21 protein-coding genes are annotated in these 17,648 nt (G+C 72.6%); 8 read left to right on the forward strand and 13 right to left on the reverse strand.

The features are described from left to right. Nucleotides 1-111: 111 nt before the first annotated feature. The 5 genes from tatC to O7625_RS23595 form a co-directional block, all read right to left on the reverse strand. Nucleotides 112-1,065: a twin-arginine translocase subunit TatC gene (gene tatC, locus O7625_RS23575; RefSeq protein ID WP_282341619.1), complete on the reverse strand. Its 954-nt coding sequence runs from the start codon at nucleotides 1,063-1,065 to the stop codon at nucleotides 112-114. A gap of 18 nt (nucleotides 1,066-1,083) precedes the next feature. Continuing rightward, nucleotides 1,084-1,440, reverse strand: coding sequence for a Sec-independent protein translocase subunit TatA (gene tatA / locus O7625_RS23580; protein ID WP_067305602.1), 357 nt, complete (start codon nucleotides 1,438-1,440; stop codon nucleotides 1,084-1,086). A 214-nt stretch (nucleotides 1,441-1,654) separates the two neighbouring features. Next, nucleotides 1,655-1,903 carry a hypothetical protein gene (locus O7625_RS23585; RefSeq protein WP_067305605.1) on the reverse strand — a complete coding sequence of 83 codons (249 nt, stop codon included), beginning with the start codon at nucleotides 1,901-1,903 and terminating at the stop codon, nucleotides 1,655-1,657. A gap of 10 nt (nucleotides 1,904-1,913) precedes the next feature. Continuing rightward, entirely contained in the window at nucleotides 1,914-2,915 is a 1,002-nt protein-coding gene (locus O7625_RS23590) for a YafY family protein (RefSeq protein ID WP_067305608.1), read from the reverse strand. Further along, nucleotides 2,912-3,910 carry a WYL domain-containing protein gene (locus O7625_RS23595; RefSeq protein ID WP_067305610.1) on the reverse strand — a complete coding sequence of 333 codons (999 nt, stop codon included), beginning with the start codon at nucleotides 3,908-3,910 and terminating at the stop codon, nucleotides 2,912-2,914. The genes O7625_RS23590 and O7625_RS23595 overlap by 4 nt, the downstream gene beginning before the upstream one ends. Before the next feature lie 110 nt (nucleotides 3,911-4,020). Between O7625_RS23595 and O7625_RS23600 the strand changes: the two genes are divergently transcribed. Continuing rightward, nucleotides 4,021-5,052 (forward strand): cation diffusion facilitator family transporter, encoded by a 1,032-nt coding sequence (locus tag O7625_RS23600; protein ID WP_282341625.1) that lies wholly within the window; start codon nucleotides 4,021-4,023, stop codon nucleotides 5,050-5,052. 54 nt (nucleotides 5,053-5,106) lie between these two features. Further along, nucleotides 5,107-6,192, forward strand: a complete 1,086-nt coding sequence (locus O7625_RS23605; protein ID WP_282341626.1) for a DUF3866 family protein — start codon at nucleotides 5,107-5,109, stop codon at nucleotides 6,190-6,192. A gap of 58 nt (nucleotides 6,193-6,250) precedes the next feature. On the opposite strand, the gene O7625_RS23610 is transcribed toward O7625_RS23605, so the two are convergent. The 4 genes from O7625_RS23610 to rfbA form a co-directional block, all read right to left on the reverse strand. Beyond that, nucleotides 6,251-6,448, reverse strand: coding sequence for a hypothetical protein (locus O7625_RS23610; protein WP_282341628.1), 198 nt, complete (start codon nucleotides 6,446-6,448; stop codon nucleotides 6,251-6,253). 56 nt (nucleotides 6,449-6,504) lie between these two features. Continuing rightward, nucleotides 6,505-7,863, reverse strand: coding sequence for a Pup--protein ligase (pafA, locus tag O7625_RS23615; RefSeq protein ID WP_067305618.1), 1,359 nt, complete (start codon nucleotides 7,861-7,863; stop codon nucleotides 6,505-6,507). A gap of 68 nt (nucleotides 7,864-7,931) precedes the next feature. Continuing rightward, a complete protein-coding gene (gene rfbC, locus O7625_RS23620; RefSeq protein ID WP_282341631.1) occupies nucleotides 7,932-8,555 on the reverse strand; it encodes a dTDP-4-dehydrorhamnose 3,5-epimerase in 624 nt (207 codons plus the stop codon). Beyond that, nucleotides 8,552-9,469, reverse strand: a complete 918-nt coding sequence (rfbA, locus tag O7625_RS23625; protein ID WP_282341633.1) for a glucose-1-phosphate thymidylyltransferase RfbA — start codon at nucleotides 9,467-9,469, stop codon at nucleotides 8,552-8,554. The genes rfbC and rfbA overlap by 4 nt, the downstream gene beginning before the upstream one ends. Before the next feature lie 88 nt (nucleotides 9,470-9,557). On the opposite strand from rfbA, the gene rfbB reads away from it, so the two are divergent. The 6 genes from rfbB to O7625_RS23655 are packed head-to-tail and all read left to right on the forward strand — an operon-like array spanning nucleotide 9,558 to nucleotide 14,879. Continuing rightward, nucleotides 9,558-10,559, forward strand: a complete 1,002-nt coding sequence (rfbB, locus tag O7625_RS23630; RefSeq protein ID WP_282341635.1) for a dTDP-glucose 4,6-dehydratase — start codon at nucleotides 9,558-9,560, stop codon at nucleotides 10,557-10,559. Next, nucleotides 10,556-11,443: a dTDP-4-dehydrorhamnose reductase gene (gene rfbD, locus O7625_RS23635; RefSeq protein ID WP_282341637.1), complete on the forward strand. Its 888-nt coding sequence runs from the start codon at nucleotides 10,556-10,558 to the stop codon at nucleotides 11,441-11,443. The genes rfbB and rfbD overlap by 4 nt, the downstream gene beginning before the upstream one ends. Next, a complete protein-coding gene (locus tag O7625_RS23640) occupies nucleotides 11,440-11,847 on the forward strand; it encodes a DUF2304 family protein (protein WP_282341639.1) in 408 nt (135 codons plus the stop codon). The genes rfbD and O7625_RS23640 overlap by 4 nt, the downstream gene beginning before the upstream one ends. Further along, a complete protein-coding gene (locus O7625_RS23645) occupies nucleotides 11,840-12,541 on the forward strand; it encodes a glycosyltransferase family 2 protein (protein ID WP_204960151.1) in 702 nt (233 codons plus the stop codon). The genes O7625_RS23640 and O7625_RS23645 overlap by 8 nt, the downstream gene beginning before the upstream one ends. Next, nucleotides 12,541-13,854: a polysaccharide biosynthesis protein gene (locus tag O7625_RS23650; protein ID WP_231932628.1), complete on the forward strand. Its 1,314-nt coding sequence runs from the start codon at nucleotides 12,541-12,543 to the stop codon at nucleotides 13,852-13,854. Before O7625_RS23645 ends, O7625_RS23650 begins: the two co-directional genes overlap by 1 nt. After that, on the forward strand, nucleotides 13,851-14,879 hold the full coding sequence (locus tag O7625_RS23655; RefSeq protein WP_282341642.1) for a glycosyltransferase family 2 protein: 1,029 nt from the start codon (nucleotides 13,851-13,853) through the stop codon (nucleotides 14,877-14,879). Before O7625_RS23650 ends, O7625_RS23655 begins: the two co-directional genes overlap by 4 nt. Nucleotides 14,880-14,991: 112 nt before the next feature. Here O7625_RS23655 and prcA read toward each other — a convergent pair whose 3' ends face one another. From prcA to O7625_RS23675, 4 genes are all read right to left on the reverse strand, one after another. Further along, nucleotides 14,992-15,828, reverse strand: coding sequence for a proteasome subunit alpha (prcA, locus tag O7625_RS23660; protein WP_282341644.1), 837 nt, complete (start codon nucleotides 15,826-15,828; stop codon nucleotides 14,992-14,994). 59 nt (nucleotides 15,829-15,887) lie between these two features. After that, nucleotides 15,888-16,727 carry a proteasome subunit beta gene (prcB, locus tag O7625_RS23665; protein ID WP_172898361.1) on the reverse strand — a complete coding sequence of 280 codons (840 nt, stop codon included), beginning with the start codon at nucleotides 16,725-16,727 and terminating at the stop codon, nucleotides 15,888-15,890. Then, a complete protein-coding gene (locus O7625_RS23670) occupies nucleotides 16,646-17,143 on the reverse strand; it encodes an endonuclease VII domain-containing protein (protein ID WP_282341647.1) in 498 nt (165 codons plus the stop codon). The genes prcB and O7625_RS23670 overlap by 82 nt, the downstream gene beginning before the upstream one ends. Nucleotides 17,144-17,353: 210 nt before the next feature. Then, complete coding sequence (locus O7625_RS23675) at nucleotides 17,354-17,566, reverse strand: ubiquitin-like protein Pup (RefSeq protein ID WP_067305652.1); 213 nt, start codon at nucleotides 17,564-17,566, stop codon at nucleotides 17,354-17,356. Nucleotides 17,567-17,648 lie beyond the last annotated feature (82 nt).

The raw sequence follows: 17,648 nt of genomic DNA on the forward strand, positions 1-17,648 counted from the left end.
CGGCGCGCCCGCGCGGTCAACGACCGACCCGTACCCACCCGAGCGGGGCACAACGGCCGACGCCGCTCCCGGCAGGCGGGAGCGGCGTCGGGTGACGCGGAACCGGGACGGTCAGGTCATGTCGTCGTAGCGGCGGTCGACCGGCCGGGGCGGGGCCACCGGCTCGACGCCGCCCACCGGACCGGACAGCTCCAGCTCCGGGGTGGCCACCACCGGGTCGTCGTCCAGCTCCAGCGGCGACACCTCGTCGTCGCTCAACCCCGCGTAGGCCTTCCTGCCCCGACCCTTGCGCCGGTCGTTGAGGAACGCCACCCCGACCGCGGCGAAGTAGAGCGCGGAGAGGCAGAGCGCCAACGCGGTCATCCCGAACGGATCCGGGGTGGGCGTCACCACGGCGGAGAAGGCGAAGAACACGAAGATCGCCACCCGCCACCAGCCCAGCAGCTTCCGGGCACTGGCCAGCCCGACGAAGTTGAGCATCAGCACCAGCAGCGGGAACTCGAACGCCACCCCGAACAGCAGGATCAGGTTGGTGATGAACGAGATGTAGCGGGTGATGTCCAGGGTGGTGGTGATGTCACCACCACCGGAGACGTTGAGCAGGAACTCCAGGCCCTTGGAGGTGACGAAGTAGGCCAGCACCGCGCCCGCGGCGAACAACGGCGCCGCCAGCCCGGTGAAGACGTACGCGTACCGCCGCTCGTGCCGGTGCAGGCCCGGGGCGATGAACGCCCAGAGCTGGTAGAGCCAGACCGGGGCGGCCACGATCAGGCCGACCCAGAGCCCCACCTTGAGCTGGAGCAGGAACAGGTCCGCCGGACCGAGCTGGACGAAGTTGCACGTCCCGTTGGCCAGCCGGGCCTTGGGCAGGTCGCAGTAGGGCTGCTGGAGGAGGTGCAGCACCGGGCCCGCGAGCCAGATGCCCACCCCGAAACCCACCACGATCGCCAGCGAGGCGCGGAACAGACGGTTGCGCAGTTCGCGGATGTGCTCCATGAGGGTCATAGAGCCGTCGGCGGCCCGTTCGAAGGTGCTGGGGCCGCGTTTGCGGAGCGCGAAGGCCACGGTGATCGGGCCCTTCGGTCAGTTGTCGCGGACGCGCTGCACCGGGTCGACCGGCGGGGCGACCGGCTGCTGCGGAGCCTGCTGCGGGGCGTACTGCTGCTGCGGCTGCGGGGCGGCGTACTGCTGCTGGGGCTGCGGCGCGTACGGCTGCTGCTGCACAGGCTGCTGCTGGGGCGGCAGCGGCTGGTAGCCGGCCTGCGCGTCGGCCTTCTCGGCCAGGTCGCGGTCGTCGTCGGCCAGGCTCTTGGTCTCCGCCTTGATGATCCGCAGCGAACGGCCGAGCGAACGGGCCGCGTCGGGAAGCCGCTTCGCGCCGAAGAGCAGGATCAGCACGACCACGAGTACGGCGATGTGCCACGGCTTGAGGGCACCCATGGGAAGCTCCAGTCGCTCTGTGTCGAAGGGTGTGTCGCAGCCCATCGTACGTGCGCGACGGGCTGCCGCCACCCGCCGGGCCACCGCTGATGCGGCCCGGCCGGTGAAGTCTCGACCACCGCTGACTGTCCCGTCAACCACCTGGACGGGTGCGGAGCTGCGGAAACCGGACGCCGGACGCGCTGCGGACGCACCGCGCACCGACCGGTGTCGATCACTGCCCGCGCTTGGCCCTGATGAGTTCCAGGCGCTGCTGGGTCGTGTCGGTCTGCCGCTGCAGCGCCTCGGCCCGTTCCTGCAACGCCTCGGCGCTGAGCCGCAGCGCCTCCGCGTCGGCCTGGCGGCGCTGCAACGCCACCGCCGCGCGGCGCAACCGGGGCAGCCGCACCAGCACCGGACGGACCGCCAGGGCCAACACGACCAGCGCGAACAGCAGCACCGCGAGAACGATCCACTTCACCACGGCGGTCAGCCTACCGGGCGGTCCCCGCGCCCGCCGGGAGCACCGGGGTGGCGTACGCCTCCAGCGCGGCGGCGGCCTGGGCGCGGACCTGGACGGCCAGCTCGGCTGGGGCGACCACGGTGACGTCCGGCCCGAGCCCGAGCACGAAGCGGCGGGCCCAGCCCAGGTCGGTCACCCGCAGCGACACCACCCACCGGTCGCCGTCGACCTCGATCCGCTCACACGGGTAGTACTCGGTGATCCAGCGCTCCCCCCGGCCGATCCGCAGGGTGATCAGCGGCAGGTCCGGCGCCGGGCGGAACACCCCCTGCCGCAGGTCGTGCGGTCGGGCCTGCGGCGGCACCACGGCCGGCTCGTCCAGCTCGACCACCGCGTCGATCCGGTCGGCCCGGAACAACCGGACCGCCTCGGCCCGGCGGCACCACGCCTCGACGTACGCCCGGCCGTCGACCATCAGCATCCGCAGCGGGTCGATGGTGCGCTCGGTGCTCTCGTCCCGGGCCACGGTGTAGTAGGTGATCCGCAGCGCCCGACGGCGCTCCACCGCGGCCCGCAGCTCCTGCACCCGCGGGCTCTCGCCGGGCAGCCGGACCTCCACCGGGGCGCCCACCAGGTCACCGGCCGCGTTCTCGATCTTGGCAAGGGCGCGTTCGATGGCCTCCCGGTTGGCCACCCCCGGTGTCTCGGCGAGCATCCGCAACGCCACCACCAGAGCGAGCGCCTCGTCCGGGGTGAGCCGCAAGGGCCGGTCGATGCCGGCGTCGTAGGTGATCGTCACCCGGTCGCCGTCGAAGGCCATGTCGATCAGGTCACCCGGGCCGTAGCCGGGCAGCCCGCAGACCCAGAGCAGCTCCAGGTCCTCGCGGAGCTGCCGTTCGGTCACGCCCAGGTCACCGGCGGCCTCGGCCACCTCGATACCCGGCCGGGCCAACAGGTAGGGCACCAGGTTGAGCAGCCGGGCCAGCCGGTCGGCGGAGGTGCGGGAGCCGCCCCGGGCGGCGGGGCGGGTCACCGGGCACCCCCGGTCACGGCCAGCTCGTCGTGCCGGGCGGCGATCTCCTTGAGCCGTTGGATCACCGCGTCGCGCACCTCGGGTGGCTCCAGGACCCGCACGTCGGGGCCGTAGCCGACGAGCTGACCGGCCAGGGACTCCGGATCGGCGTAGGGCAGCACCAGCCGGTCGCCGTCCGGGCCGGGCACGCTCTGCACGGCCCACCGGCGCAGGCCGGCGGCCCGACCGGCGGCGGCCAGCACGGTGGCCCGGCCGGTCCGCTCGACCGGCCCGGACCAGCGGGCCACGTGGCTGATCAGGTCGATCCCGTGGGGCGGTTCGTAGGCCCCCGGCGCACCGGTGAGCCGGACCGCGCCCACCACCCGGGAGAGCCGGAAGCAGCGGGTCGCCGCCCGGTCCCGGTCGTGACCGACGACGTACCAGCGGCCCCGCCAGCAGACCACGCCCCACGGCTGCAACCGGCGGCGGGTCGGGGCGTCCCCGTCCGGCACCCGGTAGTCGAAGGTGACCTCCCGACGGTCCCGGGCGGCGGCGGTCAGCGGCGCGAAGGACGGGTCGACGGTGACCATCGGCTCCAGCCCCAGGGTGGCCTGCGGGTCGACGTCCACCCCGGCCGCCCGCAGCTTGGCCAGCCCGGACGAGGCGGCGGCGGCCAGCCCGGCGTGCTGCCACAACCGGGCGGCGATACCCACCGCGGCGGCCTCGTCCGGTTCGAGCGGGATGTCGGGCAGGGCGTACTCCCGGTGGGCGATCCGGTAACCGGGCTCGGTGTCGAAGACGCTGGCCGTGCCGGTCTCCAGCGGCACGCCCAGCTCGCGCAGCTCCGCCTTGTCCCGCTCGAACTTGCGCTGGAAGGCCTCGTGTTCCCGGGCGTCCTCCGGATCGTGCTCGTAGCCGGGCACGGTCGCGGCGATCTGCGCGGCGGTCAGGAACCGCCGGGTGGACAGCAGACAGATCACCAGGTTGACCAGGCGTTCGGTACGACTCCGCGACACGGGGTGAACGCTAGCAGCCCGGGCGGGATACCCGTGCATCCACACGGGGTGTGGCGTGACGGACACCCCACCGCCCAGCGCGGGCGGCCCGGCGGACTTACGGTGACCGCATGGCGGAGGCCGAAGGCAACAGCGAGAGCGTCGGCACGGTGGTGGTGGCCGGGGCGGCGAACCTCGCCATCGCGGTGGCGAAGCTGGTCGCCGGGATCGTGTCCGGCTCGGCGGCGATGCTCTCCGAGGCGGCCCACTCGGTCGCCGACACCACCACCGAGGTGCTGCTCTACCTGGCGTTGCGCCGGGGTGCCCGGCCCGCCGACGTCCGGCACCCGTTCGGGTACGGCAAGGAGAGCTACGTCTGGGCGTTCCTGGCCGCGCTGTTCACCTTCGTGGCCGGTGCCGGCTTCGCAATCACCCACGGTGTGACCACCATCCTGGTGCACGAGCACAGCGGCGACTACCTGATCTCGTACGTGGTGCTGGCGGTCTCGTTCGTCATCGAGTCGGTGTCGCTGGCCCGCGCGGTACGCCAGGTGCGCGGCGAGTCCCGCCGCTGGGGGACCACCCCGCGCCGGTTCCTGCGGCTGACCGCCGACACCACCGTCAAGGCGGTGTTCCTGGAGGACAGCGCCGCCCTGATCGGCCTGCTCATCGCGGGGGTCGGGCTGGGCCTGTCGCAGTGGACCGGCGACGAGCTGTTCGACGGCGTCGCCTCGATCCTGATCGGCCTGCTGCTGCTCGTCGTCGCCGCCATTCTGGCCAGGAGCAACATCTCGCTGCTGGTCGGCCGGGCGGTCCCCGAACGGCTGCACCGCGAGATCGAACGCGAGCTGGCCGGCCTACCGACGGTGGACCGGGTCGACACGCTGCTGACCATGCAGCTCGGCCCGGACGACATCCTGGTGGCCGCCAAGGTCGACTTCCGGGACGGGGCGACCGGGGCCGACATCGAGGCCGACGCCGACGAGGCTGAACGGCGGCTCACCGACCGCTACCCGGAGATCGGGTACGTCTTCCTCGACCCCACCCGGTCACTGCCCGGCGCCGGGCGCCACGCCCGACGTACCCAGCAGGAGCCCGGCCCGGCCGCCGACGCGCGAGCGACCGACGGGCCGTCCGATCAGGAGGCCGACGGCCGGCGCTGACCGCAGGCGGCCCCGCACGCGGCCGGCCGGGCGGCCGGCGATAGCGTGCCGGGCATGGTGCGATGGCGGTCCGGGACGGTCACGACGGTACGGCGACGGTGGGCCGGCGCGGTGGAGATCGACGTCGCCCTGCCCGACGGGGCCCCCATGCGCGCGCTGGCCTACCCGGAGCTGGTCGGCGACCCCGTCCCCGGCGACCGGGTGCTGCTCAACGCCGGCGCGCTGCTGATGGGCCTCGGCACCGGCGGGTACGCCCTGGTGGTCGCCCTGCCCGACCGGCTGCCCGCCGACCCGCCGCAGGCCGGCGACACCCGCGACGCCGGGCACCTGGTCAAGGCCCGCTACACCCCGCTCCAGCCGATCATGCTCGGGGTCGACGAGGAGGCGTCGCCGCACCACGCGCTGCTTGCCGCCGTCGACGACCTGGACGGGTTGCCGGTGGTCACCGCCGACCTGCACTCCGCCCTGCCGGCCATCCTCGCCGGCATCCACGCCGACTCCACCCGGGCCCGGGTGGCCTACCTGCTCACCGACGGCGGCGCGCTGCCCGCCTGGTTCTCCCGCACCCTCGACGGGCTAAGGGACGCGTTGGTCGGCACGGTCAGCGTCGGGCAGGCCTTCGGCGGGGACCTGGAGGCGGCCACCCTGCACACCGGTCTGCTGGCCGCCCGGCACGTGCTCCGCGCCGACGTGGCGATCGTCGCGCAGGGGCCGGGCAACCTGGGTACCGGCACCCGGTGGGGGTTCTCCGGCGTCGCCGTCGGTGAGGCGGTCAACGCGGTGGCGGTGCTGGGCGGCCGGCCGGTCGGGTCGCTGCGGATCTCCGACGCCGACGCCCGCCCCCGGCACCGGGGGGTGTCGCACCACAGCCTCACCGCGTACGGCCGGGTGGCGCTGGCCCCGGCGGAGCTGGTGGTGCCGGACGGCCTGCCGCCGGAGCTTTCGGCCCGGGTGGACGCCGCGCTGACCCCGCTGGCCGACCGGCACACCGTGGTCCGGGTCGACACCGACGGGCTGGACGCCGCGCTGCGCGCCCTGCCGGTGCGACTGTCCACGATGGGCCGTGGTCTGGACGCCGACCACGCCTACTTCCTCGCGGCGGCGGCGGCCGGCCGGCACGCCGCCGGCCTGGCCGGCTGACCCGGGCGGTCAGCGCTCCGGGGCGGCCCGGTGGGGACCGCACGGCGTGGGCCGCGGCTCAGCCGACCAGGAAGATCAACGCGAGCCAGCCGCCCACGATGGCGACCAGCGCCGCCGCCAGCACCCAGGTCGGCACCGTGTACTCGCCCCGGCGGTTGCGGGCGATCTCGTCCCGGATCTTCGCCCGGCGGCGCTCGATCCAGGTGAGCCGCTCGGTGTCGCCGCGCTCACCGTCGGCGGGTTCGGAAGTGTTCATCGCCCCGCCAGCGTACCGGTGGGCCGGCGGGACGGTGCCGCCGCCGGCCCACCGGGTCACATGCTGGCGATCAACCGCTCCACCCGCTCGTCGTACGCCCGGAACGGGTCCTTGCAGAGCACCGTGCGCTGCGCCTGGTCGTTGAGCTTCAGGTGCACCCAGTCGACGGTGAAGTCGCGCCGCTTCTCCTGGGCGTGCCGGATGAACTCGCCGCGCAGCCGGGCCCGGGTGGTCTGCGGCGGGGTCTCCTTGGCCTCGAAGATCTCCGGGTCGGTCGCCACCCGGTCCACCTGACCGCGCCGTTCGAGCAGCCCGTACAGGCCGCGACCGCGGCGCAGGTCGTGGTAGGCCAGGTCCATCTGCGCGACCCGGGGGTGCGACAGCGGCAGGTCGTGCTTGCGCTGGTACCGCTCGATCAGCCGGAGCTTGCTCACCCAGTCGACCTCCCGGGCCACCGGGTCGAGGTTGCCGCTCTCCACCGCGTTCAGCACCCGACCCCACAGCTCGACCACCCGCTTGGCGGTCTGGTCGCCGCCCCGGCGCTCGACGAACTCGGTGGCGCGGGCCAGGTACTCCTGCTGGATCTCCAGCGCGCTGACCTCCTTGCCGGAGGTGAGCCGCACCTTACGCCGGCCGGTGATGTCGTGCGACACCTCGCGGATCGCCCGGATCGGGTTCTCCAGCGACAGGTCACGCATCACCACCCCGGCCTCGATCATGCGCAGCACGATGTCGGCCGAGCCCACCTTGAGCAGGGTGGTGACCTCGTTCATGTTGGAGTCGCCGACGATGACGTGCAGCCGGCGGTACCGCTCGGCGTCGGCGTGCGGCTCGTCGCGGGTGTTGATGATCGGCCGGCTGCGGGTGGTCGCCGAGGAGACGCCCTCCCAGATGTGCTCGGCCCGCTGAGACAGGCAGTAGACCGCCCCGCGCGGGGTCTGCAACACCTTGCCCGCCCCGCAGATCAACTGCCTGGTGACCAGGAACGGGATGAGCACGTCGGCGAGCCGGCCGAACTCACCGTGCCGGGACACCAGGTAGTTCTCGTGGCAGCCGTACGAGTTGCCGGCCGAGTCGGTGTTGTTCTTGAACAGGTAGATCTCACCCGCGATGCCCTCGTCGTGCAGCCGCTTCTCCGCGTCGACGAGCAGGCCCTCCAGGATCCGCTCCCCGGCCCGGTCGTGGGCGACCAGGTCGGTGACCGAGTCGCACTCCGGAGTGGCGTACTCCGGGTGCGACCCGACGTCCAGGTAGAGCCGGGCACCGTTGCGCAGGAACACGTTGCTCGACCGGCCCCAGGACACCACCCGGCGGAAGAGGTACCGGGCTACTTCGTCAGGGGACAGCCTGCGCTGCCCGCGGTAGGTACAGGTGACGCCGTACTCGGTCTCGAGGCCGAAGATTCGCCGCTCCATGGTGTGACACTAGCCGCCCGGAGGGTCGGTTCGTCACTGTCACAGCACAGCTGGTGCGGTCCGGCCGGTCAGATCCCGTCCGAGTACGACATTCCGGTCGGCCCCAACCCGGCCACGAAGGACTGGCAGGACGCGTAGTCCGGCAGCAGACCGGCCGCGCGGGCCTGCGCGAACGACGGGGCCGCCGCGTCCCGGGCGGACAGCTGCGGCGTCTCGACCGGCCACTCGATGCCCAGCTCGGGGTCGAGGGGATGCACCCCGTGCTCCCCGGTCGGGTTGTAGGTGGTCGAGCAGAAGTAGGTCAGGGTGGCGTCCTCGGTCAGCGCGCAGAAGCCGTGCCCCAGCCCCTCGGCCAGGTAGACCGCCCGCCGGTCGGTGTCGTCGAGCCGGACACCCTCCCACCGGCCGAAGGTCGGCGAGCCGATCCGCAGGTCCACCACCACGTCCAGCACCGCGCCACGGACGCAGGTGATGTACTTCGCCTGGCCGGGCGGGACGTCGGCGAAGTGGATGCCGCGCACCACCCCCCGTCCGGAGATCGACAGATTGGCCTGGGCCAGCCGCAGCGGATGGCCCACCGCCTCGGCGAGGTGGTCGAACCGGTACCACTCCATGAACAGGCCCCGCGGGTCGCCGTGCTGCTGCGGCGTGACCTCCCAGGTGCCCTCGATACTCAGCGGACGAATCTTCACCGCGGGTTCTCCGTTCCCGGCTGCGCGGCGCGCAGCACCGCCTCGTCGTGCTTGTCGGCCAGCAGTTCGAGCAGGTAGTCACCGTAACCGCTCTTGAGCAGCGGCTCGGCCAACGCGCGGAGCTGGTCGTCGTCAATCAGGCCGGCCCGCCAGCAGACCTCCTCGACGCAGCCGATCTTCATGCCCTGCCGTTCCTCGATCACCCGGACGAACTCGCCGGCCTGCATCATCGAGGTGAAGGTGCCGGTGTCCAGCCAGGCGGTGCCCCGGTCCAGCACGGACACCGACAGCTCCCCGGTCAGCCGGTACGCCTCGTTGACCGCGGTGATCTCCAACTCGCCCCGGGCACTCGGGGTGAGCCCGGCGGCGATTTCGACCACCCGGTTGTCGTAGAAGTAGAGGCCCGGCACCGCGTAGCGGGACTTCGGGCGGGCCGGCTTCTCCTCGATCGACAGCACCCGTCCGCTGGCGTCGAAGTCGACCACGCCGTACGCCTGCGGGTTGGCCACCGGGTACGCGAAGACCCGCCCGCCGACCAGGTCACCGTTGTCGGCCAACTGCCGGCCGAGGCCGGCGCCGTGGAAGATGTTGTCGCCCAGCACCAGCGCCACCGAGTCGTCGCCGACGAAGTCCGCGCCGAGGACGAAGGCCTGCGCGATGCCCTCCGGGCGGGCCTGGGCGACGTACTCCAGCCGCAGCCCCCACTGGCTGCCGTCGCCGAGCAGCCGCCGGAACTGGTCCTGGTCCTCCGGCGTGGTGATCACCAGGATCTCCCGGATCCCGGACATCACCAGCGTCGAGAGCGGATAGTAGACCATCGGCTTGTCGAAGATCGGCATCAGCTGCTTGGACACCGCACGGGTGAGCGGCCACAGCCGCGACCCGGTGCCACCAGCGAGAAGGATTCCACGCACCGGGGGAGCCTACCGGGACCGACGCGAACCGGACACCGGGGTCGCGGTCCCCGGCCGGGCCGCCGGATGCGCGTACACTTCCGTCCCCGTGAGGATTCTCGTCACCGGCGGAGCCGGATTCATCGGGTCGGAATACGTACGGATGCTGCTGGGTGTGCCCGGTGGCGACGCCTCCGGGGTGCCCGCCGTCGAGCCCGCCGTGGTGACCGTGCTGGACAAGCTCACCTACTCCGGCAACCTCGACAACCTCCTCCCGGTGCGCGACGACCCCCGGCTGCGGTTCGTCCGGGGCGACATCTGCGACCCGGCGACGGTCGACGAGGTGGTGGCCGGGCACGACGTGATCGTGCACTTCGCCGCCGAGTCGCACGTCGACCGCTCGATCACCGGCGCCGCGCCGTTCGTCACCACCAACGTGCTCGGCACCCAGACCCTGCTGGACGCCGCGCTGCGGCACGGCACCGGCCGGTTCGTGCACGTCTCCACCGACGAGGTGTACGGCTCGATCGACGAGGGGTCCTGGACGGAGACCTGGCCGCTCGCGCCGAACTCGCCGTACTCGGCCGCCAAGGCCGGCTCCGACCTGCTGGCGCTGGCCTACCACCGGACCCACGGGATGGACGTGGTGGTCACCCGCTGCTCCAACAACTACGGGCCGTACCAGTACCCGGAGAAGGTCGTCCCGCTGTTCGTCACCAACCTGCTCGACGGCGGGACCGTGCCGCTCTACGGCGACGGCGGCAACGTCCGGGACTGGCTGCACGTGCACGACCACTGCCGGGGCATCGCGATGGTGGCGCACGCCGGCCGCGCGGGCGAGGTCTACCACATCGGCGGCGGCACCGAGCTGAGCAACAAGGAGCTGACCGGCCGGCTGCTGGAGGCGTGCGACGCCGGCTGGGACCGGGTCGTCCCGGTCACCGACCGCAAGGGCCACGACCGCCGCTACTCGCTCGACATCAGCAAGATCAACACCGAGCTGGGGTACGCCCCGAGCATCGACCTGGAGACGGGCCTGGCCCGGACCGTCGCCTGGTACCGGGACAACCGGGCCTGGTGGGAGCCGCTCAAGACGGCCCCGGGCGCATGACCCGGATCCTGGTCACCGGCGCGGGCGGCATGCTCGGCCGGGACCTGCTGGCCGTGCTGGCCACCCGGGACGACCTCCAGGTGACCGCCGCCACCCGCAGCGACCTCGACGTCACCGACGCCGGGGCGGTCCGGGCCGCCGTCACCGGTCACCAGGTGGTGGTCAACGCCGCCGCGTGGACCGACGTCGACGGCGCCGAACGGGACGAGGCGGCGGCCACCGCCGTCAACGGCGACGCGGTCGCCCACCTGGCCCGCGCCTGCGCCGAGCACGGCGCGCGGCTGGTGCACGTCTCCACCGACTACGTCTTCGCCGGCGACGCGGACACCCCGTACGCCGAGGACGCCCCCACCGACCCGATCAACGCCTACGGCCGCAGCAAGCTCGCCGGGGAGCGGGCCGTGGTCCGATTCCTCCCCGAAACCGGCTACCTGGTGCGGACCGCCTGGCTCTACGGGGCGCACGGCCGCAACTTCGTGACCACCATGATCGGGTTGGCCGCCACCCGGGAGCACCTCGACGTGGTCGACGACCAGCAGGGCCAGCCCACCTGGTCGTACGCGCTGGCCGGTCAGCTGGTGGCGCTCGTCGACGCGGCGCTGGCCGGGCGGGCCCCGGCCGGGGTCTACCACGGCACCTGCACCGGTCGGACCACCTGGTACGGCCTGGCCCGCGCCGCCTTCGCGCACGCCGGGCTCGACCCGGACCGGATCCGGCCCACCACCAGCGACCGGTTTCCGCGTCCGGCCGCGCGGCCGGCGTACAGTGTGCTAGGGCACGACCGGTGGGCCGAGGCCGGCCTGCCCCCGCTGCCGGACTGGCGCGACGCGCTGTCCGACGCCTTCGACTCCCCCAGTGCACCCGCCCCGTGGAAGGTCGCATGAAGCTCACCCTCGTCACCGGTCTGACCGGCCTGATCCTGCTCGCCACCATCGTCGAGCTGCTGCGCCGCCGCCAGCTCCGCGAGAAGTACGGCATGCTCTGGCTCGGCGTCCTGGTCATCGTGATCCCGTTGTCGCTGTTCCCCCGGCTGCTGGACAACGTGGCCGGCTTCTTCGGCGTGGTCTCCGGCGTCAGCCTCGTGCTCTTCCTCGGCATCGTCTTCCTGCTGCTGGTCTGCGTGCACCTGAGCTGGGAGGTGAGCGCGCTGGAGGAGGAGACCCGCACCCTGGCCGAGGATTTCGCCCTGCTCCGCGCGCAGATCGACGCGGAACGAGCCGCCCGCCTCGCCGAAACCGCCCAGACCGGCACCGCCGCCCGAGACGAACTGGTGTCCCACGATGGTTAACGGCAAGCGCGTCCTGATCATCATCCCCGCGCTCAACGAGTCCGGGTCGATCGCCGACGTGGTCGGCGAGGTCCGTGGCGAGTTGCCCGGCGTCGACGTGCTCGTGGTCGACGACGGCTCCACCGACCGCACCGCCGCGGTGGCCGCCGCCGCCGGCGCCCGGGTGGCCAAGCTCCCGTACAACCTCGGGGTGGGCGGGGCGATGCGGCTGGGCTACCGCTACGCCCGGGACAACGACTACGACGTGGCGATCCAGATCGACGCCGACGGCCAGCACGACCCGCGCTACGTGCCCAAGCTGGTCGACCTGCTCGACGACAACGACCTGGTCATCGGGGCCCGGTTCGCCGGCGAGGGCGACTACTCCGTGCGCGGTCCCCGACGCTGGGCGATGGTCATGCTGTCCGGGGTGCTCTCCCGGGTCGCCAGGACCAGACTGACCGACACCACCTCCGGCTTCCGGGCCGCCAACCGGCGGGTCATCGAGATGTTCGCCGGCTGGTACCCGGCGGAGTACCTGGGCGACACGGTGGAGACGCTGGTGCACACCGCCCGCCGCGGCTACCGGATCCGTCAGGTGCCGGTGGCCATGCGCAAGCGGATGGCGGGCACCCCCAGCCACTCCCCCGCCAAGGCGATGATCTACCTGGGTCGGGCCTTCGCGGTGCTCACCCTGGCGCTCATCCGCCGGTGATGCGGCGACTGCTCCACCTCGTCCCGCCCGGCACCCTCGCCGTCGGAGGCGGGCTGGCCCTGCTCGGGCTCGCCTCCTACGTGCACCTCGCGGTGGCCGGGCACGCCCTCGACCTCGCCGACTACTCCTCGCTGTCGGTGCTCTGGTCGATCGTGTTCACCCTCGGCATCGGCGTCTTCATCCCGGTCGAGCAGGAGGTGGCCCGGGTCGTCGCCGCCCGCCGCAGCCAGGGGCTGCCGCCCGGCCCGGTGCTGGCCCGGGGCGCGGCCGTCGCCACCGTCGTGCTGGCGCTGCTGGTCCTGGCCACCCTGGCCGGCCGCCGGGCGCTCACCGACCGGCTCTTCGCCGGCGACGACACGATGGTCGTCGTGCTGATCGGCGCGCTGCTCGCGATGGCTGTCGCCTACACCACCCGGGGCGTGCTGTCCGGCCTGCAACTCTTCCCCTGGTACGGCACCCAGCTCGGGGTCGACGGCGGGCTGCGCATCGCGCTGGTCGCCGGGCTCGGCGTCGGCGGCGTCACCGACCCGGTCTGGTACGGCGCGGTACTGGTCGTCGCCCCCCTGTTGTCGGTGCTGGTAACCCTGCCGCCGGTGCTGCGGGCCGTCGGCGGCGGCGTCCCCGTGGCCTGGGGCACCCTGCTGCGCGGCCTCGGCCTGCTCACCGTCTCCAGCCTGCTCTCCCAGGTCGTGGTCAACGTCGGCGTGATCAACGCGCGGCTGATCGACCCGGCCGACGTGGCCACCGCCGGCGCGCTGCTCTCCGCCCTGGTGCTGGTCCGCATCCCGCTGTTCGTCTTCGGCTCGATGCAGGCGTCGCTGCTGCCGGGCCTGGCCACCACCGCCACCACCGGCGACGTGGCCGGCTTCCACGGGCTGCTGCGCCGGGCGCTCGGCGTGGTCACCGCCCTCGGCGTCGCCGGCGCCCTCGGCGCGGTGGCGCTCGGCCCCTGGCTGGTCCGCCGGCTCTTCGACGCCCCCGGCGTCCTCGGCCACGGCGACTTCGCCTGGCTGGCCGTCGGCACCCTCGCCTACCTGTGGGCGATGGTGCTCGGGCAGGCCCTGCTCGCCCTCGACCGGCACCGCGCGCAGGCGGTCTCCTGGACGATCGGAGTGGCCGCCCTGCTCGCCGTCACGGTCGTCCCGGCTCCGGTCGCGCTCCGCGTCGAGCTGGCCTACGCGGCGGGTTCCGTGGTGGTGGCCGCCACCATGGCCGTCCTGCTGCTGCGCCGGGGCACCCGCCCGGCCACCCCCACCCCCATCCGGCCGCTCGACGACGTGGTGGCCCCTGGAGTTTCCGGAGGCATCCGATGACCCGCCCCCAGGTGTCCGCGGTGATGCTCGCCTACGGCGCCGAGCCCTACCTGGTCGACGCGGCCCGCGCCGTGCTGGACAGCACCGGCGTCGAGATCGAGCTGATCGTGGTCGACAACGGCTGCACCGGTGACGGCATCGACGTGGTCAAGGGCCTCGCCGGGGTACGGGTGGTCCGGCCGGAGGAGAACACCGGCTACTCCGGCGGCTGCCGGGTCGGCGCCGCCGAGGCCACCGGCGAGTGGCTGGCCTTCGTCAACTCCGACGCCGTCGTCGCCCCCGACGCGCTCGCCCGCACCGTGGCGGTGGCCGGCGAGCCCGGCGTCGGCGCGGTGATGGCCTCGATCCGGCTCGCCGAGAACCCCGACCTGATCAACACCTCGGGCAATCCGCTGCACTACATCGGGCTCTCCTGGGCCGGCGGCAACGGCCAGCCCGCCAGCGCGCACGCCCGACGGACCACGGTGCCGTCGATCAGCGGCTGCTGCTTCGTGATCAACCGGGCGCTCTGGCGGGAGCTGGACGGCTTCGCCGCCGAGTACTTCGCCTACCACGAGGACACCGAGATCAGCCTGCGGCTGTGGCAGCGCGGGCTGCGTCAGGAGTACGTCCCGGACGCCGTGGTGGTGCACCACTACGAGTTCTCCCGCAACAAGCTCAAGCACTACCTGCTGGAACGCAACCGGCTGATCTCGCTGCTCACCGCGTACGAGACGCGGACGCTCGTGGTGCTGGCCCCGATGCTGCTGCTCACCGAGGCGGCGATGCTGGTGGCCGCGCTGCTCGGCGGCTGGGCGCGGGAGAAGACGCGCGGCTGGGGCTGGCTGTGGACCAACCGGGCCTGGGTACGGGCCCGACGCCGGCAGCTCCAGCAGGAGCGGATGGTCCCCGACGGCGTCATCGCCGAGCTGATGACCGCCAAGGTCGACCCGTCCAACGTCGAATCGCCGCCCGGGATGGGCGTCTTCAACGTCATCGCCGCCGGCTACTGGGCGCTGGCGAAGCCGCTGCTGCGCAGGGCCTGACCGGCACGCCGCCGTGCCGCAGGGCACCGGCGGCGGGGGGTCGACACGGACTGCGGATGGCACCCACGCGCAGGGGCCGGGGTGTGCACCCCGGCCCCTGCGCGTGTCGCCGTCAGGCTTCCGGCTTCTCCTGCGGCTGGCCCTCCAGGTCGGCCGAGCCGGCCGAGGTGGTGGGCTTGTGCGCCTCCTCGGTCGGCACCGACGGGGTCTCGGCCCGGCCGCCGGCCGGCGGCGCGACGTCACCCGCCGCGTCGCCCTCCAGCAGCGCGGTCAGCGCCGCCCCGGTGATCCGCCGGAAGGTACGCCCCACCCGGTTGCGATCCAGGACCGCCACCTCCAACTGGTTGGGCGCGATCGTCCGGGCCGCGCCGCCCTCACCGCCGACGCTGCTCAACGCCTTGCGGGCCACCGTGACCGCCTCGCTGAGCGACATGTCGGCCCGGTGCTCGGACTTGAGCACCCCGGTGATCGCCTCGGCCTGGCCGCCCATCGCCATCCGGCCCGGCTCGTCGTTGACCGACCCGTCGTAGGTGAGCCGGTACAGCTCGTCCTCGTCGGCGGTGGCGCCGACCTGTGCCACGCAGATCTCCACCTCGAACGGCTTGGACTGCTCGGTGAAGATCGCGCCGAGGGTCTGCGCGAACGCGTTGGCCAGCGCCCGGCCGGTCACGTCGCGCCGGTCGTAGCTCAGGCCGTTCAGGTCGGCCATCCGCACCCCGGCGCGGCGCAGGTTCTCGAACTCGTTGTACCGGCCGACGGCGGCGAACCCGATCCGGTCGTAGATCTCACTGACCTTGTGCAGGGCGCTGGAGAGGTTCTCCGCGACGAAGAGCACCCCACCGGTGTAACTCAGGACCACCGCGCTGCGCCCCCGGGCGATGCCCTTGCGGGCCAGCTCGGAACGGTCGCGCATGATCTGCTCGGGCGAGGCGTAGAACTGCATGGCCACGGCGGCGGTTCTCCTTCTGGCGCTGTGCTGACGACTGAGGCTGGTCGGGGTGAGCGGCGTCAGCCGCCCGGGTTCTCCATCCGCCCGGCGACGACGCCCTCGGCGATGGTGGCCGTCTCGGCCTCGGTGAGCCGGCGGGTGCCCTCGGCGGTCGCCGTCATCACCACCGGGTAGATCCGCCGGGTCAGGTCCGGCCCACCGGTGGCCGTGTCGTCGTCGGCGGCGTCGTAGAGCGCCTCGACGGCGAGCCGGGTCGCGTCGTCGATGGAGACGCCCGTCCGGTACCGCTTCTTCAACGCCGACTTGGCGAAGAGCGAACCGGAGCCGATCGCGTCGTAGCCGGTCTCCTCGTAGGGGCCGCCGGTGACGTCGAAGCTGAAGATCCGCCCGGCGCGGGCCGGATCCCGGGCGGCCAGGTCGAAGCCGGCGAAGAGCGGCACGACGGCGAGCCCCTGCATCGCCGCGCCGAGGTTGCCCCGGATCATCGAGGCGAGCCGGTTGGCCTTGCCGTCGAGGGAGAGCATCGCGCCCTCGATCTTCTCGTAGTGCTCCAGCTCCACCTGGAACAGGCGCATCAGCTCGATGCCGATGCCCGCCGTGCCGGCGATGCCGACCAGCGAGTACGCGTCGGCGGGGTGCACCTTCTCGATGTCCCGCTGCGCGATCAGGTTGCCCATGGTGGCCCGGCGGTCGCCGGCCAGCACCACCCCGCCGACGGCCGAGATGGCCACGATGGTGGTGGCGTGCGGCGCCAGGTCGGCGGCCATGCCCGGCGGCAGCGGCCGTCGGCCGGGCAGCATCTCGGGGGCCACCCGACTCAGGAAGGTCGTGAAGGAGGACGTCCCCGCGTTGGTGAACACATCTGGTAGACGCCCGGATGGATCAAAGCCCGCTGCCACGTGGTTCCTCTCAGGTACGTGATCGCCCTGGCCAGCCTCGTGGGACTGTCACGGAACTGGCCAAGACCACCGTTGCAGTTGAAGCAGAGTATCCCGCGCACCCATCCGGTGCGGTGATCGTGGTCCACATGTTGAGGATCTTCCGCCTCGCAGACGGCACAGACGCCGCCCTGCTCGGCGAGAAGCTCGTCGAACTCCCGCTGCCCGATCCCGTAACGGCGGCGCAGGTGGTACTCGCGACTGCCGCCGTAGAGCCGCTGCTTGGCTTCCCTTGTCCGGCTGTTGTGACAGGGCTTGCAGTACGTGGCATAGCCCGTACTGTCGGCCCGGTTACGGGGAAAGTCGACCACCGGCTTGACGGTTCCACAGTCGGCGCAGAAGCGATGACCTTCCGGAACTTCCCGGGTGGCCCTCACCTCTCGGCCATGCTGCTCCCTGACCCGTTTGGCGTAACTGGCTTTCGAACGGGTGTTGAGGCAGGGCTTGCAGTAGCTGCCACGACCGCTGGGACGCTTGCTGCTCGCACAGAACTCAACGAGCGGCTTCCATTCCCCGCAGTCGCGACAACGACGGCGGCCGTTCTGGTCATCCAGCGGGAGCGGTATGTCCGTTTAAGCCCGATTTGTTCACTGACCTCCTTTTTGCACGTAACCACGCACAAATTCCTCGGCGTTCTCCTCCAGGACCGAGTCGATCTCGTCGAGCAGGTCGTCGACGTCCTCGGTGATCTCGGCGTGCCGTTCCGCCACCTCGGGGTTGGCCTCGGTGGTGACGTCCTCGATCTCCTCGGCCTGGTGCGACTTGCCCGCCTGCGACTGGCCGCCCTCTTGTGAAGCCATCTCGGTGCCTCCTCCACGATCGCCTGCGATGAACTTACCTCGCGGAGGCGACGAAAAGCCCGCCGCACGCCGGCATCCGACG

The sequence above is a fragment of the Micromonospora sp. WMMD714 genome, from assembly GCF_029581315.1.
GTDB classification, from domain to species: Bacteria; Actinomycetota; Actinomycetes; order Mycobacteriales; family Micromonosporaceae; genus Micromonospora; species Micromonospora rifamycinica.

Coding starts and splice junctions, on each gene's coding strand:
- tatA (WP_067305602.1), bottom strand. CDS start 1,440: ATGGGTGCCCTCAAGCCGTGGCACATCGCCGTACTCGTGGTCGTGCTG.
- O7625_RS23600 (WP_282341625.1), top strand. CDS start 4,021: ATGGCGGAGGCCGAAGGCAACAGCGAGAGCGTCGGCACGGTGGTGGTG.
- O7625_RS23655 (WP_282341642.1), top strand. CDS start 13,851: ATGACCCGCCCCCAGGTGTCCGCGGTGATGCTCGCCTACGGCGCCGAG.
- O7625_RS23645 (WP_204960151.1), top strand. CDS start 11,840: ATGGTTAACGGCAAGCGCGTCCTGATCATCATCCCCGCGCTCAACGAG.
- rfbD (WP_282341637.1), top strand. CDS start 10,556: ATGACCCGGATCCTGGTCACCGGCGCGGGCGGCATGCTCGGCCGGGAC.
- O7625_RS23605 (WP_282341626.1), top strand. CDS start 5,107: ATGGTGCGATGGCGGTCCGGGACGGTCACGACGGTACGGCGACGGTGG.
- O7625_RS23610 (WP_282341628.1), bottom strand. CDS start 6,448: ATGAACACTTCCGAACCCGCCGACGGTGAGCGCGGCGACACCGAGCGG.
- pafA (WP_067305618.1), bottom strand. CDS start 7,863: ATGGAGCGGCGAATCTTCGGCCTCGAGACCGAGTACGGCGTCACCTGT.
- O7625_RS23640 (WP_282341639.1), top strand. CDS start 11,440: ATGAAGCTCACCCTCGTCACCGGTCTGACCGGCCTGATCCTGCTCGCC.
- O7625_RS23650 (WP_231932628.1), top strand. CDS start 12,541: ATGCGGCGACTGCTCCACCTCGTCCCGCCCGGCACCCTCGCCGTCGGA.
- O7625_RS23675 (WP_067305652.1), bottom strand. CDS start 17,566: ATGGCTTCACAAGAGGGCGGCCAGTCGCAGGCGGGCAAGTCGCACCAG.